The 17,734-nt window shown below is 49.3% G+C and carries 8 protein-coding genes; 1 reads left to right on the forward strand and 7 read right to left on the reverse strand.

The window, feature by feature from the left end:
• Window positions 1-34: 34 nt before the first annotated feature.
• Window positions 35-4,264, forward strand: a complete 4,230-nt coding sequence (locus U1I11_RS17775; RefSeq protein WP_322907470.1) for an S-layer homology domain-containing protein — start codon at window positions 35-37, stop codon at window positions 4,262-4,264.
• A gap of 110 nt (window positions 4,265-4,374) precedes the next feature.
• Here U1I11_RS17775 and U1I11_RS17780 read toward each other — a convergent pair whose 3' ends face one another.
• From U1I11_RS17780 to U1I11_RS17810, 7 genes are all read right to left on the reverse strand, one after another.
• On the reverse strand, window positions 4,375-7,806 hold the full coding sequence (locus U1I11_RS17780; protein WP_322907471.1) for a glycoside hydrolase family 2 TIM barrel-domain containing protein: 3,432 nt from the start codon (window positions 7,804-7,806) through the stop codon (window positions 4,375-4,377).
• An 8-nt stretch (window positions 7,807-7,814) separates the two neighbouring features.
• Window positions 7,815-9,119 (reverse strand): glycoside hydrolase family 125 protein, encoded by a 1,305-nt coding sequence (locus tag U1I11_RS17785; protein WP_322907472.1) that lies wholly within the window; start codon window positions 9,117-9,119, stop codon window positions 7,815-7,817.
• 4 nt (window positions 9,120-9,123) lie between these two features.
• Window positions 9,124-12,777, reverse strand: a complete 3,654-nt coding sequence (locus U1I11_RS17790; RefSeq protein WP_322907473.1) for an alpha-mannosidase — start codon at window positions 12,775-12,777, stop codon at window positions 9,124-9,126.
• Window positions 12,778-12,795: 18 nt separating this feature from the next.
• Window positions 12,796-13,761, reverse strand: a complete 966-nt coding sequence (locus U1I11_RS17795) for a carbohydrate kinase family protein (RefSeq protein ID WP_322907474.1) — start codon at window positions 13,759-13,761, stop codon at window positions 12,796-12,798.
• 53 nt (window positions 13,762-13,814) lie between these two features.
• Entirely contained in the window at window positions 13,815-14,714 is a 900-nt protein-coding gene (locus tag U1I11_RS17800) for a carbohydrate ABC transporter permease (RefSeq protein WP_322907475.1), read from the reverse strand.
• A 119-nt stretch (window positions 14,715-14,833) separates the two neighbouring features.
• The gene (locus tag U1I11_RS17805; RefSeq protein WP_322907476.1) at window positions 14,834-16,558 is read right to left on the reverse strand and encodes an extracellular solute-binding protein; all 1,725 of its coding nucleotides are present in this window, start codon (window positions 16,556-16,558) and stop codon (window positions 14,834-14,836) included.
• 109 nt (window positions 16,559-16,667) lie between these two features.
• A complete protein-coding gene (locus tag U1I11_RS17810) occupies window positions 16,668-17,618 on the reverse strand; it encodes an ABC transporter permease (RefSeq protein WP_416235495.1) in 951 nt (316 codons plus the stop codon).
• Window positions 17,619-17,734: the final 116 nt, after the last annotated feature.

Genomic DNA, 17,734 nt, shown 5'->3' on the forward strand with positions numbered 1-17,734 from the left:
TGAGCCAAAATATAAAATATAAAGGGGTAAAACAATGGCTAAGAGGAAGAAAGTACGGTTGGCAAAATGGGAAAAGGCGACCAAAGCGATCAGCGTTAGCTTGACGATTATGCAGCTAGGTAATATGTCGATTCCAACGGTGATGAACTATGCACATGCGGCAGAAGTATTGATGGATGAACAGCAAAATGAGGAACGCCGCGATTTGAATACCGTTAGCGATAGTGTATATGCGATGGCAGTTCAGGATACGACTGCACCTACAGCTACATTTGAAAAATTCCAAGTGATGGATACCCGTCTCCCAAGCATCGTGGATCATGCCCCATCGATGTGGGGCGCGTCGACCCGTCCAACTCTAGCACTAAGCTTCAACAAAAAGATGAAGCTAGGGGAGCAGGGAGAAGTGCGGATTTATCAGTTTGGAAATTGGGAGCCGGAGGAACGCCTAGTCATTCATAACGGACAATTGTCGGGAGCGAGTTATGTGTGGAGCAGCGGGCTGCTGACCGGAGCGATGAGCGGTGCATCAACGATTCAGATGATGCCGACGTCTACATTGGATGAAAATAAGGGCTATTATGTGACCGTCACGTCCGGCGCCTTTGTAGATAGTGAAGGTAGAGGTGTGGATGATTTCATCTATCCATCGAAGTGGAACTTCCGCACACAAGACCGGACTGCGCCAACGATGAGGTTTGCTTACAACGAGTATAGCGGAGGCGTGCTGAGATTTAATGAAGCGGTGGAATTGAAAACCGGCACGTTGGAAGTCTGGGATGAGACGACCGGAGCGAAGGTGACGACTCATATTGAGTCCGTGAGTGGACGGATGGTAACGAACAATGGAGAATTACGTTTTCTCAGTGGGCAAACGAATTGGGATGAGCAGCGAGGCAGTCGGGTGTACCAGTTGGTAATACCGAATTTGCAAGCGGATCATACGTATTCGGTGCATATTTCGTCGGGGATGTTCGCGGATATATCGGGCAATCTGTATGGAGGAACGTCGGGCAAAGAGTGGAGTTTCCAAGTGGTGGATACCCGCCTCCCAAGGATTGTAGATCGAGCGCCAATGATATGGAGTGCGCCGACCCCGACCCGCTCAACTTTAGCGCTGAGCTTTAACAAGAAGGTAACGCTGGGACAACAAGGGGAAGTACAGATTTACCGTTTTGGAGAGTGGAGACCTCAAAAACGCTTGATTATTCATGATGGACAACTGTCGGGGGCGAGCTATGCGTGGACGAGTGGGCTGCTGAGCGGGCCGATGAGCGGTGCATCAACGATTCAGATGATGCCGTATGCTACATTGGATGAAAATAGGGGCTATTATGTGCTCGTGACGTCCGGAGCGTTTGTGGACAGTGCAGGTAGAAGTGTAGAAGCATCTATGAATCCATCCAATTGGATGTTTCATACGCAAGACCACACTGCGCCAACGATGAGGTTTGATTACAACAATGACAGCAAAGCTGTGCTGAGGTTCAATGAAACGGTGGAATTGAAGACCGGCACATTGGAAGTCTGGGATGAGACGACTGGAGCGAAGGTAACGACCCATATCGAAGCAGTGAGTGGACGGATAGTAACGAGCAATGGGGAATTGTATAGTCTAAGTGGAAAATGGGATTGGGACGACCGAGGAAATCGTCTATACCAATTAGTGATGCCGAATTTGCAAGCGAATCATACGTACTCGGTGCATATTTCGTCGGGGATGTTCGCGGATATATCGGGCAATCTGTATGGGGGAACGTCAGGCAAAGAGTGGAGTTTCCGAGTGATGGATACCCGCCTCCCAAGCATCGTGGATCATGCCCCAGTAAATTGGGGAGCGGTCCTACAGCCAACTCTAGCGTTAAGCTTTAACAAAAAGATGAAGCTAGGGGAGCAGGGAGAAGTGCGGATTTATCGTTTTGGATACGGGGAGCCGCAAGAGCGCTTGATCATTCATGAAGGACAATTGTCGGGGGCGAGCTATGCGTGGACAAGTGGGCTGCTGACCGGAGCGATGAGCGGTGCATCAACGATTCAGATGATGCCGTATCATGCATTGGATCAAGATACGAGCTATTATGTGACCGTCACGTCCGGCGCCTTTGTAGATAGTGCAGGTAGAGGCGTGAACGAGTTTATGGAGCCGTATCGTTGGATGTTCCGTACGCAAGATATTACTGCTCCCACGATGACGTTTGATTACAGCAATTACAGTGGAGGCGTGCTAAGCTTCAACGAACCGGTGGAATTAAAGACCGGCACGTTGGAAGTCTGGGACGAGACGACCGGAGCGAAGGTAACGACCCATATCGAAGCAGTGAGTGGGCGAATCGTAACAAGCAATGGGGAATTGCATAGTGTGAATAGACCGTGGGAGTTGAATGAGCGAGGACGGTATCTGTATCAATTAACGATGCCGAATTTGCAGGCAGATCATACGTATTCGGTGCATATTTCGTCGGGGATGTTCGCGGATATATCGGGCAATCTGTATGGAGGAACGTCGGGCAAGGACTGGAGCTTCCATATTACCGATACAGGAAAAGTGAGTCGATACTGGGTGTCAGCTGAACCAAGCCGAACGTCGATTCGACCGACATTACAGTTTAAGTTTGATAAAAAGATGAAGCTAAGTCAGCAGGGAGAAATTCAAATTTATGAACGTGGGCAGTTTGTTCCGACTCAGCGACTCGTTATTCATGATGGTCAGTTATCGGGAGCCAGTTATACATGGTTAAACCCAGAAGCAGTGGCAGCGATGAGTGGTATGGCATCAGTAGTGGAAGTAGTGCCACAACAAGCATTGAAGTATGATACGGCATATTATGTTACATTTACCTCGGGAGCGTTTGTGGATAATGTAGGACGAGGAACGGCAGGCTTGCAAGTTTCTGATCCATATAACTGGCTGTTCTACACGACATTTGATATGTTCGCGCCAACGATGACGTTTGATTACAGTAATTACAGTGGCGGCTTTTTACGATTCAGCGAAAAGGTAGGTTTAAATAAAGGTACATTAGAAGTATGGGATGAAACGAATCATTCGAAGGTGACGACTCATATCGAAGCTTCCAGTGGACAGATTGTGGCAGGCAATGCACAATTACGCGAAATTGGCCCGCTGGAGAGCGGAGCGCTATGGAGTAATCTGTATCAATTATCGATTCCGAATTTGGAAGCAGGGCATACGTATTCGGTGCACATTTCTTCCGGGATGTTTGTAGACGAAGCGGGAAATCGGTATGAAGGAACAGCAGAAGCAGGCTGGAGCTTCCACACAGCACAATCGTCAACAACCGAAACGAAGACGAATAACGACAAAAAGACGTCATCATCGACTATTGTGTCCGGTGGCGGTGGCAGTACGACAGTGCCTGCTGTGACGCCAACACCAACAACGACAAGCAATTCGAACCTACCATCCACTTCAGAGCCGGAAACGACATCAGGCAAGAACTCATCGTCTTCAACGGCTGTTACCGATAAAACACAGCCGCCTGTAAACGATGCAGCCGTAATCGTTGCGCCGCAGCTTGCACCATCGGGTACGGTAAGCTTGCCAGCGCCAGCGGTTCCAACTGACAATATGTTTGTCCACTATTATGATGAAAAATGGGGCAAATGGATCGCTGTGCCTACGTCCAATGATGGTGTGACTGTAAAAGCGAACGTTCCGGCTGGTGCGTGGGCTTCTGTGATCAATAGCGACCGGGTCGTGCAGCCGAGCGATGTGGTAAAAAGCTGGGCGGTTGCGCCGGTCATGAAATTGATGAGCTTGGGCATTGTACAAGGGGATACACAAGGCAATTACAATCCGAAGCAGGCGATCAATCGTTTTGAAATGGCGGTTATTTTGGCAAAAGCATTGCGTTTGAATGTGGAGGCACCGCCGTCAGAAACAGTGTCAACGTCTTCTACCAATGCTCCGGATTGGGCACAGCCTTACGTGCAGGCGATATTGAACCAGGGCATTATGAGCGGTAACACTAGCGGCTTTAACGGCAATGATGGTGTAACAAGGGAGCAACTAGCTACGATGATCGGACGGATGCTGCCCGATTCCGCTACTGCGGATGCATCTGCCACAGATGCCAAGTTCAAAGATACCGCCAAAATGTCAGACTGGGCAGTTAAAGGTATCAACAAAGTGCAATCGCTCGGTTTGATGAAAGGTTATGCTGATCAAAGTTTCCGTCCTAAACAAGCCGTTACACGCGAGGAAATGGCTGCGGTAATTGCTAAAGTTGTAGATATGCTGTAATTCGATCGTAATCAATCGATCGTAAAAAAAGCGTCAACACCGTGTAAATCAAGGTGTTGACGCTTTTTTGTTATGTTATTCGTTTATGCAATTGAATGGATACGGTGCACTCAATCCGCCCAACCATCTTCCAACACAATCGGCATCATTTCCAGCTCATACTGAAACCGCTTTTCCTGCAATCGATACGCTTCCGCTAATTCCGGCCCACAGGAGTTGGAACCTACACCGCTCATTTTGTAATCCAGATGCAAATACGTCTCTGCACGGGGTTGCAATTGATGCGTATGCGTCGCTGCCGTCAGATCGGCTGCTGTATAGTGTGCTGCATTAAAAGAAAAACGTTGCGGCGCGCTTACGTACAGACCGATGCCGAGCGGATTCGTTATCGTCAGCCAGCTTGTGTCGGCACGCGAACCATTTTCCTGTGGCACGATATAGTTGTAAAATAGTTCATCGACCGTACAACGATAGCGACCAAAGCGTGTGCTATGATGTTTATCGATATAGCTTTCATGCGGCCCACGTCCCCAATAAGTGATATGATCCATGCCCGCCTTCAGCGGTAACAGCAGTCCGAAGCGTGGTAGGAATGGAGCCGTTTCCAGCACCTGTGCGTTTAGCTTCAGCCCGATTCGTCCGTTGCGCTGAACCGTCCATTCCGCTTCGCCGCGCACGAGCGGATAGTGGGAGATTGCACCGAGTGAGAAAGAAGTAACGATACAGATCGTATCATCGTCCCGTTCGATCCAGGTGGAACCGTACGTTTTGGTGTGCAGTCGATCCATACCGATATCACGCCATTTTTCCTCAATATTCATATCATTGCTGATCGGTGCGCGCCAGACAGCGAAGGAAGATGGAGCATGCAGCAGCAATGTATGTTGACGTTCCAGTTGCTGCCATGCCCCTTCGGTCAGATCGTATTCATACCGGAAGCGATCGCCACTAATGTGCAGCACGCCATGTTGCTCTGTTGCAACTAGCGATTCCGAATGGGCAAATGGCGCAGACGGTATAGCTGTCGCCACATTTTCGGTAACACTAGCTACGGTCATCCCGTTCAGCGAAAATTGGAAAAAGGCAATTTCATAGCCAGCCTCCGCCCAAGCTGTGTTGCCGCGTTGTCGCAGCCGGAACGTGACATAGCTGTTTGGTCCAAGCGTTGTAGTCGGTGTGTTCGAGCTTATCGATAGGTTTGAGCTTGTCGAGGCAGTCCGTATTAACGATCCAAGCGACGGCAATGTCCATTCCAGCAGTGCAGAGTCATGTGCAGCAATCGTCGGTAGCTCCATCTGCCCTTGTGCCAACAATACGCCTTCATCTTCGGCAATCCAGTCTAACGTCAAATGATCGAGATGGATAAAATCATACCGATTGTGCACACGCAGCAATAACGTGTTGCCCATGTGCTTAGCAGTTGGAAGGGGGAGTGTATTGCTCATTGGAGCGGTTTCCAGTTGCTCCGCTTCTATGAAGGTGCGAGCCGGTTGGTCGTCTGCTTGCTCATCTGCACTACATTCTGCTCCACGCTCCGCCGCAATCGATACTGTCTCCATCCATACCGGCGCGATAATCTGCTTTAATTCCAGCAAACCCGGATGCGGCTTACGATCCGGTGATACTAATCCGTCGATACAAAAGGAACCGTCATGGGGCGTATCGCCAAAGTCGCCGCCATAGGCGTAATAGCTGCGCCCTTGTGCATCTTGTTGCTGAATGCCATGATCTGCCCATTCCCACACACAGCCGCCCATCAACAATGGCTGTGCATAGATCGCATCCCAGTACGCTTTCAGATCGCCAGGACCATTGCCCATCGCATGACTGTATTCGCATAGAAATAACGGTTTGCGGCTGTCCGCGTCGGTTGCATAAGCGGTAATGTCGGCGGGCGACGAGTACATCCGACTTTCTACATCAAGCACCGATACGTCGGTATGACCTTTATAAATAGGTGCTGCACCTTCGTAATGTACCGGACGCGACGAATCACGCTCCCGTGTCCAGCGTGCCATCGCGATATGATTGCGATCATAACCGGACTCGTTGCCCATCGACCACATAATGACCGAGCTAAAGTTTTTGTCGCGCTCTACGAGCCGTACGGCACGGTCGACAAAGGCGTGTTCCCACTCCGCATTCGCGGATAATTGATGAAATGAACCGGGAGCAAAGTCCTCCGGAATCCCGATCCCATGACATTCCAAATCGGCTTCATCGATCACATAAAAGCCATACCGATCGCATAGTTCCAAAAAGCGTGGATCATTCGGATAATGAGCAGTACGTACAGTGTTTATATTGTGACGTTTCATGAGCAGTAAGTCATCGATCATATGCTCGATCGGTACCGTATGTCCGAGTACGGGATGCGTATCATGCCGATTGACGCCTTTAAGTTTGAGCGGCTGTCGGTTAATCGTAAATACGCCGTGCTCATTGATCGCCACCTCACGCAAACCGATCGCAAAATGCAGCACTTCACCGGCTGCCTCGATGTACAAACTGTACAGCAGCGGCGTTTCCGCATTCCATAACACCGGATGATGCCAGTTTAGCTCAATTACTATCAACGCTCCCGCCGCAGTGGAAACGCCTGCTTGCCCACTTGCTACTATCGTGCCATCCGGTGCCATTACCGTCGCAACAATCGGCAGCGCTGAACCGGTGCGCTCGCCGGGAGCAGGTGCAGCCAGATGAGCGGAGGCAGAGGCGGCATTAGCGTTAATTGGGGGGAACGCGTCAGTTCCGGCGCCAGTCGCATTGGCGTGTTCGTCCGCTACACTTACAGCTTCGATCGTCTGCTGCTCCAGCTCAATCCGCAGCGCCGCAGCGCTATATTCGCCCTGCTCATCATATGTCAGCGTTTGCCGTACAAACACATCGCGCACATGATTCGTAGACCGACTGAGCAAATATACATCGCGGAAAATGCCGTTATACCGCCACATATCTTGATCTTCCAAATACGAGCCATCACACCATTTCAGCACGAGCACAGCCATCTTATTCGTACCAGGTTTCAAATAAGGAGTAAGTCGAAATTCCGCAGGCACACGGCTGCCCTGGCTATAACCGACAAAGATACCGTTCACCCACACATACGCACAGGACAGCACCCCTTCAAATACAATATACGTTTCCCTAGCTTGCCAATTGTCCGGCACTGCAAATTCACGTACATAAGCGCCTGCCGGATTGCGGGTCGGAATATGCGGTGGATCACATGGAAAAGGATAACTTAGATTCGTATAATGCTGCTGATCGTAACCGTTTCGCTGCCAGCAGGAAGGAACGGTTAACTGATCCCACTTTTCCGTCGCAGCAGCTTGCCAAAATTCCGGCTCTACTTGACGAACCGAATCATAATAACGAAATTGCCATGCACCATTTAATGAACGGTAAAAAGGGGACAGGCTGCGTTTGCCGATCCGTGCTGCTTGTCGATCCGCATACGGAACATAATAGGCGCGCGCACGTTCACGCTGCATATGCAGCACATCAAGCTGTTGATGATAATTGGGAATGAAAAGGGTCATAAGTCGTTCTATTCCTCCTTGGTACATCGTTCAACGAAGCGAATGACAAATTCGGCAAATAAGCTGTTTGACCAGGCAAACCAAGGTCGTGTATACTGCGCCGGATCATCTTTATGAAAGCCTTCATGCATACATCCGGTACCATCATGTGTCGTAGATAACCAGGTTAACAATTGCTGCATTTCCGCCGGATCGGTGGACGTTAAGCCTTGCATCGAAAGCGCGATATGCCATATATACGATGCAGGCGTATGCGGACTACCGATACCGCTTGCCGCTGTACCTGCAAAATAATACGGATTGTCCTCACTCAAAATAAAGCGGCGTGTGTTCACATAGACCGGATCATCCGCACCGCGATAGCCAACATATGGAATCGACAGCAGGCTCGGTACGTTAGCATCATCCATCAGATGATGATTACCTTGACCATCGGTTTCGTATGCGTATATTTTACCGTATTTGGGATGGATTACGGTACCGTAATGCTCGATCCCGAATTCGATTTCTTCACGCAGCTTGTTGGCACGCTGGAGCAGACGTTCATCGTTATATATGTCACGCGCAATTTCCGCCATATAACCGAGCACAACGACCGCAAACATATTCGACGGAATCAAATAGCCGAATGTGCACGCATCATCACTCGGACGAAAACCTGACCATGTCATGCCTGTATATGAGGTGGGCATACCGCGTCCATCATTGCGTAGCGTGTCGGAAGGTGGACAATGTTCACGCATAAAACGATACGGTGAGCGCTCATCATGCCGTTGCTCGCATATCCACAGATCGATAATGCGCTGCATCGTATTGTAAAAGCCGCTATCAAACAAATCCGTCCGCCCGGTTTGCTGCCAAAACAAATAGCTGAGCTGGATCGGATAACAGAGCGAATCGATCTCATATTTGCGCTCCCAAATCCACGGTGTCAGCTCGGTCAGATCGTCGTCATAACGGGCATCATTTGGCTCATGATTAAACGCGTTCGCATACGGATCGAGCTGGATACAAAAAAGCTGTCTGCGAATTAGACCAGCGATTCGTTCGCCAAGCTCGGCATCGTCGGCAGCGAGCGGCAAATAATGCCGCACCTGTGCCGCCGAGTCACGCAACCACATCGCTGGAATGTCGCCGGTAATGACAAACGAACTTCCGTCCTCCATTACCCGGATCGTCGTTTCATACGTGCTAGCATAACAGCCGCGAAACATCGACTGTACATGGGGAAACGCTGCCAGCTTATGTTCGATTTGTTTAACATAGCGCTCCATCGTCGGTGTGAGCGTAAGCGGGGTGTTCAGTAATGTCATCGCATTAGCCCTCCTTTACCGTAATCAAGAAGGTGCGCAGCTCATACGGTGTAATTGTCAGTTCGATGTTGCCATACTCGGTTTCACCGATCGGTTGTTCCATCAGATTGCATTCTTGCCACGATTCGATCGCCAGATCGCTTGCGATCGTCAAATGCGTTCTCATGCCGCCATATTCGTGAATACGTAGTACGATCCGGTTGGAGTCTTCGGCTTTTTTGATCGCATCCGCCAGCACATGATCCGCCGAGAAACGGAACAAGGAGAAGGAAGCTAGTGTCGCTGCATGTGTGCTCGGATCGGCGGTCGCTTTGTCAACACGATCCGCGATATGGAAAGGATGCTCCAGTTTAAAAGCCGAATTTGCCGTCGTTTCAGCAGTATGATCTGGCATTTGTACATAGGCATTAGCAACTGTTTCTGCGGTTGCCTGGTTTGCTGCCCGCATGGCATGATCGGTTGTAGCGCTTGCTGCATTAACACCGGAATTTTGCCCATCAGCAGCTGGATTGACTACAGTAACACCGTACCCGTCCAGACTGGAATCGGTTACCATTTGCGTACTGGCAGCAAGCGCTGTATGAGCAAGTGTGCCTGCTGGAATTGTCGTGCACGGCGCATTTAGCTGCCATGCTTCTTGTACCGTACCGCCGTCAAGCCAGTCTCCGCTATGCGGATACAGTGAATACGTAAACTGATGCTGTCCATAATCCGCCATCGGATCAGGATGAATTGCCGATTTGAGTAGGGACAGGCGCAGCGTATGATCTTTAATATCATAGCCGTATTTGCAATCATTCAGCAGACTAACACCATAGCTGCGTTCAGACAAATCTGCCCACTGATGTCCAACACTTTCAAAACGTGCCCAATCCCAGCTCGTATTCCAGTGCGTCGGACGCTTTACATTGCCAAATTGAATATCATACGTCGCTTCGGTTGCGCGAATTTGCACCGGGAAAGCAACTTTCAGCAGTTTCTGACGTTCCTTCCAGTCCACATCAGTTACAAAATCGATGCGGCGGCTGGCGGTATATACGATCAATTGCTGCACGATCTGTGTCTCATCGTAATTCCATACAAATTCGACCACTGCACGCAGCGAACCGGATTCGGCAAGCCGCACACTGCTCAGCGTCGTAATTTCATCCATGCGATCCTGATAAAAAATATCGATATCCCATGCATCAAAATTCATCGGCTTATCTTCAAACAATTGCAGCACATTACCGCGTTCACCTGCCGCTAGCACCTCGCGCTCGTATTGCAGATCGGTCACACGTGTCAACTGTCCGCTAGCATTCCATTCCAGTTCATAATGCGGTGTGATCAGCTTGCCATCTTCATAACGGAAAAAGGCATCAGCCGCTGCCAAGTCGATTGTCGCATCGGCATCATTTAGCGTCTTGACAGTTTCGGCAGACGTATAACAAATCGTACCGAAACCAAGCGATGGTACAGCATTGGCTTGCACGAGCCAGCCGTCAGTCGTTTGCTGTGCCGACAACCGCTCACCGGCACGATCGCTCCAAACGTAGTCACCTTGTCCGCATTGTGCAAACGGGATATGCAGCAGCGGATGAAGCGACCAAGAGGAACTGTTCAGCACAGTTAATTCGCCAGATGAGGATGGGACAACAGCGGCTGGCGCATTTTGATCAACATGTCTATCAATTAGAGCAGCAACAGGCAGATGATCATCATGGGTAGTCTGTCCATTTTTTGCTGGCTCATTCATTGGCGCTTCTGCCGCTAGTGCGTCCGCGTTTGAGCGAAGGGAGGCGGATAGCGCTGCAATCGGCAATGTCGCCGCAGTTGCCGTTTCCCAAGCATTCCGTCCAATCGCTTCCGCTTCCGCATATTCAAGCGTACTGTCCTCATACACTTCGGCGATCGAGGAACCGGGAATAATATCATGGAACTGGTTACGTAAAATAATTTTCCAGCCATCTTCCAGCCTGCTTGCTGGATAGCCAGCCCAATCGCCGGTCGCCGCGGCGCGTAATATGTGCAGCCATTCGGTTTCGCGATATAGCAATTCCAGGCGGCGATTCAGCAGTTTGTTGTACGCCTGACTCGTATACGTACCGCGATGATATTCCAAATACAGCTCGCCATCCCATGTGTGCACATAGCTGTCGGTTTGCTGGAACGTCTGTTGCAAACGGACAAAATAATCGTCCGCACGTCCGCTTTTTACCGCCGGAATGCCGGGAATACGATCTAATTGACGGCGCAGTTCTAGCATTTCCCGTGTGACCCCACCGCCGCCATCGCCATAACCGTAGGAGATGAGCAAATTTTGATTCGTTTCTTTGTCTTGATAGCTGCTCCATACGCCTTGTACCGTATCTGCTTTCACATGACCGTTGTACGTATAATAAAACGCATTGCCACCTTCCCAGTCGTCCGGTGTCGTAATAAAATGAGTCAGCACTTCAGAGCCGTCCATCCCGCGCCAACGGAACGTATCGCGCGGCATCCGGTTAAACTGATTCCAGCTAATTTTGGTCGTCATAAACGTATCAAAGCCGGACTTGCGCAAAATTTGCGGCAATGCCCAGCTATAACCGAACACATCTGGCAGCCATAAATAACGGCTATTCACCCCAAACTCGGTTTGAAAAAAGCGTGTACCCAGCAGAAATTGACGCACCAGCGATTCGCCGGACGTCAAATTGCAATCCGCTTCTACCCACATACCGCCGCCCGCTTCCCAGCGCCCTTCCGCGATACGCTGTTTAATGCGCTCGTATAGTTCAGGATAGTCCTGTTTAATATAATCGTACAATTGCGGCTGTGTTTGCAGGAAAATATAGTCCGGATCATGCTCCATTAGGCGCAGCACAGTCGAGAAAGAGCGTGCCGCTTTTTCACGTGTATGTTTTAGCCGCCACAGCCAGGCGACATCGATATGGGTATGCCCAACCGTCGTTACGAGTACTGGATGCTCCGTTTTCACTTTATCCAATTCATCATTCAAATACATATCCGCTACTTGTGCTGAAGCATAAAAAGCGTCTGCGCCGGGCAGCGCCCAATCCAGCTTTAGCAGCGCTTGATTGAGCAGCTTGGTCAGCAATGTTTTTTCATAAGCAGATGCAGGCAAAATGGCGATCGTTTGCAAGATCGCCTTCGACGTATAATAGAGCCGATCGACCGCATGATCGAGCCAACCTACACGTGAATCTCGAATCGTATGGCTTGCTGCACGCGGCGCACCGCCACCTTCAAGACCTGACCAGAGCCGGAAATCCAATCTTGCTTCACCGGTATAAGCAGCAGGCAACATCATTTCGATATGATTGCTGTCCACGCCTTGAAACGGATGACCGTTCACATACGCAAGCGCCTCAAAGCCGACATTGTTCCCTTCCTCGGTATGCCCAAAATCAAACAGACCGATAACCGTACGATCCGCCCATTCTGCTGGAATGGAGATACAGGCAGAAAGCCACAAATAGCGGTCTCTGCCTGTCCAGGTATCTCCCTTTTTCATTGTATAAGCCGTGCTAGCATCTGCTTGCTGCGGATAAACGCCGTTGTTGCCGGCTGCATCTTCCCGTGCTTCGTATTCCGCTACCGGGAATGTATCCCGGTAACGTAGCGGTTCGAGTTGGGCGAGCCGCTTGTTTAGCTTTTCCTCTGTAAAAAACATGAAGCTCCTCCTCTGTCGTCAGGCAATAACTTCCCAGTCGTCAACTACTTGTGTGGAATGGCTATGAATAAATGCTGCTACGCCTGCTTGATCGGGAATACCGGTATTGCCGCCATAAGCGGATACGGACAGAGCGCCGCATGCATTGCCATATTGCAAACATTCGCCTGTCGATTTGCCGGTCAATACGCCGTACATATAACCGGCATTAAAGCTGTCACCTGCACCGGTCGTATCGACTGCGGTAACGCTATACGCGGAACGATACGTTTGCTGTCCGCCCTGGATCGATACGGCACCACGCGAGCCCATTTTCACGACCAGATGGTCAGCGTGCTGCGACATTAGCGTAATCGCTTGCCGGATATCGGCGCAGCGGGAGTAATGCAATGCTTCCAGCTCATTTAGGAAAAATACATCGACCGCACGCATAATTTCAAAAATGCCGCTATACCATTCACCGCTATCATCCCAACCTACATCGAATGAGATCGTTGCGCCAAAGCTTTTAATTTTGTGGATCATCGCCACATAGGCATCATGGTTACGGCTTCCCTGGTAACCGGTCATATGCACATGGCGACCGTGCTTCATACTGTTTTCGTGCAAATCTTCCATCCGCACTTCGGCATTGGAGCCCATATACGTAATAAAGGAACGGTCTTGCTCGGGATTGATCGCAATCGAAATTCCCGTATTGTTATGTTTGCTTTGCCGGATATACGTCGTGTCGATATTGAGCCCGCTAAACTCGTCCAAAATAAACTGACCGTAATAATCCTGCCCCAGTACGCCGTTAAAGGCAACTTTTAAGCCGAGCTTGGCGACTGCCATCGAGAACAGCGCTGCGCCGCCACCGATGTGTACGAGCATATTGCTAACGAATACTTCTTGTCCCGGTTCTGGTAATTGGTCGCTTCCAGCCACGATCAGATCGATATTGGCATCACCGATGGAGACGACATCATAGTGTTTGTTATCCAATGAACATCCCCCACTTCAGTTAAAGGCATGGCGTGCTTAATTTCGGACGAAGATCAGCCTTTTACCGAACCGACCATAATGCCCTGTACAAAATATTTTTGAATAAATGGATATACGCTAGCGATCGGTACGATCGAGATAATGACCATCGCCATTTTTAACGATTCACTTGTGACGCTGCTGGATGCGCTCATCATCGCGTTCATCGACAAGTTTTTGCGCATCGCTTCGGCAGCCGTCAACATTTGTTGCAGCACCGTTTGCAATGGACGCAGCTTTTCATTGGTAACATAAAAGGCGCCGGAGAACCAGTCATTCCAGTGCATCACCCCATTAAACAAACAGATGACCGACAATACCGGCAAACTGAGCGGGAAATAAATGCGGAACAAAATTTGGAAATCATGTGCACCGTCGATTTTGGCGGATTCTTCCATACTGCCATCGATCGATTGGAAAAACGTACGGACGAGAATTAAGTTCCAAGCGCTATACAGCGTCGGCACGATATACACCCAGATCGTATTGTTCAGATGGAACATTTTCAGCACCATGAAAAAAGGAATGATACCACCGCTGAACAGCATCGTGAACACGATAAACATACTTGCAATGCCAACGCCTGGCAGATTGCGGTTTTTTAGCGCAAAAGCAGCCATTGCCGTCAATATCATACTAACTGCTGTACCGATAATCGTACGGAACAATGTCACTTCAAGACCGTTGACGACCGCCGGATTTTTGAACACTTCGACATAGTTGGAAACTGTAAAAATGCGCGGTACAAAGCTGATTCCGCCAAGCGAGGCATCTTTGCCATCATTGAGTGACAGCGCCAAAATGTTAACGAGCGGCAGCAAAATGACGAGCGACAATAACGCAAGCAATGCATAATTGACGATTGTAGCGATGCGTTCATTAAGAGGCGTTTTACCTACAGCGTGTTGATCCATTCCTATAACCTCCGCTTCCAGTCCGCCTCCCGGGGCAGCCTCACCCCGGTTACGGAAAGGATAAAAATGTAAATCCAAGCTTGGATCAAAAACATACATCTGTCTACTTAGCGATCCGATCAGAAGAATGCGTCGACATAGAACACGACCGAACTAGGGTCTTTGTCATACTTTTGTTGCAAAAATTGTTCGTATTGGTCGACACCGGCAGCTTTCAGTTGTGCACGGTAATCGTCCAAAATTTTGGTCGCTTCTGTCATATCTTTGGCAAAAAACGCTTGTACGAGCACATCTTTGTACGAATCGAGTACCGGTTTCAGCGAAGCTTCGATATCCGGCACTTCGGACAGGTAGGAAGCGGCTGTATAACCATCCCAATATTTGTACTTCGGATTGCCATAGTTCATCAGTTCAAAATACAGTTTGTAACGATCCGGCTGGGAATTGGCACCACGGATCAATTCGCCAAAGTCTTTGTTGTTGTTCATATCGGTTTTGCCGAGCAATGTGCCCCAGAAGTAAGGGATCGTATTGCGCTCATCTTGCGGGCTATTGTTCAAGATCGACAATACTTTATCGGTGAAAATGTATTGACCTTTTTTGTTGATCGTATAATCTTCGCCTTCAATTCCGTAGTTCCAAAGCGCTTTGCCTTCTTTGCTGGCGAGATAGTCAGCGAATTGTACGATTTGCTCCGGATTTTTGGTCGTGGCTGGAATCGCCCATACTTGGCTACCGGATTTGGCTTTTTCGTAGATCGCATCTTCACCTTTGTAGTTGTACATTTGATCCATTGGCAAATATTTAGTTTTCTCAAACATCGTCAGTGCGTCCGGTGCGATGTTCATATACGGAGAAATCGCATACGAGCCGTTGTTGTACGCTTCTTCCGAACGTACGCCGTCCATATTGAACGCTTCTTTATCAATTAGACCGGCTTTGAGCAGCTTTTGCACAAAATCGATACTTTTCAGTGCATAATCGGTTTCAGCCACATGTTTGACTTTGCCATCCAGTACGTCGAATTGTGTACCGTTACCGAAGTCATAGTTTTTGAACAAACTGCTAACGACTTGACCGCCCCATTTACGTGGGCCGATGACCGTAATCGGTTTGCCGTTATTGTCTTTGAAGTCGCCGGCTTTAATTTTCAGCGCCAGATTGTACAGATCGTCTTGTGTTTTGATCGAGCTTGGGTCGACATTGAGCGCTTTGGCGATGTCGGCGCGAATCCACATGCCGCCGCGATAGTGGATGCGGTCAGCGTCGGTTGTATTTTCCGCTGGAATATTCATGTGGATGAAATATACTTTGCCATCGAAGTCAGGACGGAACATAATGTTCTCGCGTGTATCGCGTGGCAGGAAGTTAGTGTCGAGATAGTTTTTCAACACTTTTGTATTGGCGAGATACGGGCGTAGATCAGTGAACATGCCTTCACGTGCCGCTTTGAGCAGAACCGGCATTTCCGGACGACCGCCATGATCGAGATAAGCTTCAATCACGTCGGGCAGATCACCGGTGGAGAGCGCTACGGTCAGCTCTTGCAGACCATCCGCCGCACCGCTAGATTGCCAGTTCATCGTCATACCGGTTTTTTCTTTGATTTTTTGTGCAACCGGATTGTTGATCTGATCGTCTGGCAATTGTGCACCGTCGCCTTCGAGGAAAATACGCCCGGTCAAATCGCGATTGGCGATAAAGCCGTTTTCACCAGGTTTGCGTCCGTCGGCGGCTACGGTGCTGGTAGCATCATCCGTATCGGAAGAACAAGCGGACAAAATAGTGACCATCATTAACAGCAGTGCAAGCGTAAAGGACAAACGATGTGTAATCTTTTTCAATGAAATCACCCCAAATGAATTATTGAAAGCTGGTGGATGAATCGATTGCCTTCATCCGGGTTGAATATGGCAGTTGTATGTTTTGCAGGCAGTTGTATGCTTGTGTCTACTACCAGAGACTGGATTCATTTTTGCTAAACCGTTTGACAAGTGTGTTGGTGACGACAACGAGGATCAGACCGACTAGACCTTGCAGCAGACCGACAGCCGCACCGTAGCCGTACTGTCCTTGCATCATACCGACACGCAACACATACGTATCAAGAATATCGGAGAAATCAGAGTTGCCTGCCGTACGCAGCAGCCAGTTTTGCTCATACCCTGTCGTCAGCAAGCTACCGATATCGAGGATAAACAAAATTGCAATCGTCGGACGGATCGAAGGTAGTGTAATATGCCAAATTTTGCGCCATTTACTGGCACCGTCCATTTCGGCAGCTTCATACAATGTGGGATCGATACTCGCCATCGAAGCGAGATAAATGATCGAGCCCCAGCCGATATTTTTCCACACATACGTCAGAAACATAATCGTGTAAAAATAATGACCGTCCATCATATAAAATGTACTGCCATCACCGCCCAATGCGGCAACAAACTGGTTGAAAATACCGTCATCCGGTGCCAGCACCTTCGTCGTAAAAGCGGCAACGACAACCCAAGACAGGAAGTAGGGCAAATACGAAATCGTCTGTGTCATCGATTTGAACCATTTGGTACGCAGCTCATTTAGCATCAGTGCGAGCAGGATTGGGAACGGGAAGTAGACGATAATTTTAAGAAAGCCGACGATAAATGTGTTGGCGATCAATTGTGCCGCATCCGGGTAGGAGAAGAACAATTTGAAATAACGCAGACCGACCCACGGCCCGCCAAACATCCCACCGTTAAAACGGAACTCTTTAAATGCCATCACCAGTCCAGCCATCGGCAAATACGAGAAGATGGCGAAGAAAAGCAAACACGGCAGCAACATCGCATACAGGTAGCGGTTAGCAACAATCGTCTTCCATAAACCCGCTGAGGCGGCCTTTTTGGCCTTGGTCGTTTTTTTGGACATCGAATCCATTTCGGCTTGCATAGCACGACTCCTTTCGTTCGTTCAAAGATGCGGGAATTGGATGTTACCCGACTATCGGATAGCTGTATACGTTAGAGCGGAAAGTAACTCCCGTA

Origin of the sequence: Paenibacillus campi, from assembly GCF_034659835.1 — a bacterium.
Taxonomy (GTDB): Bacteria; Bacillota; Bacilli; order Paenibacillales; family Paenibacillaceae; genus Saccharibacillus; species Saccharibacillus campi.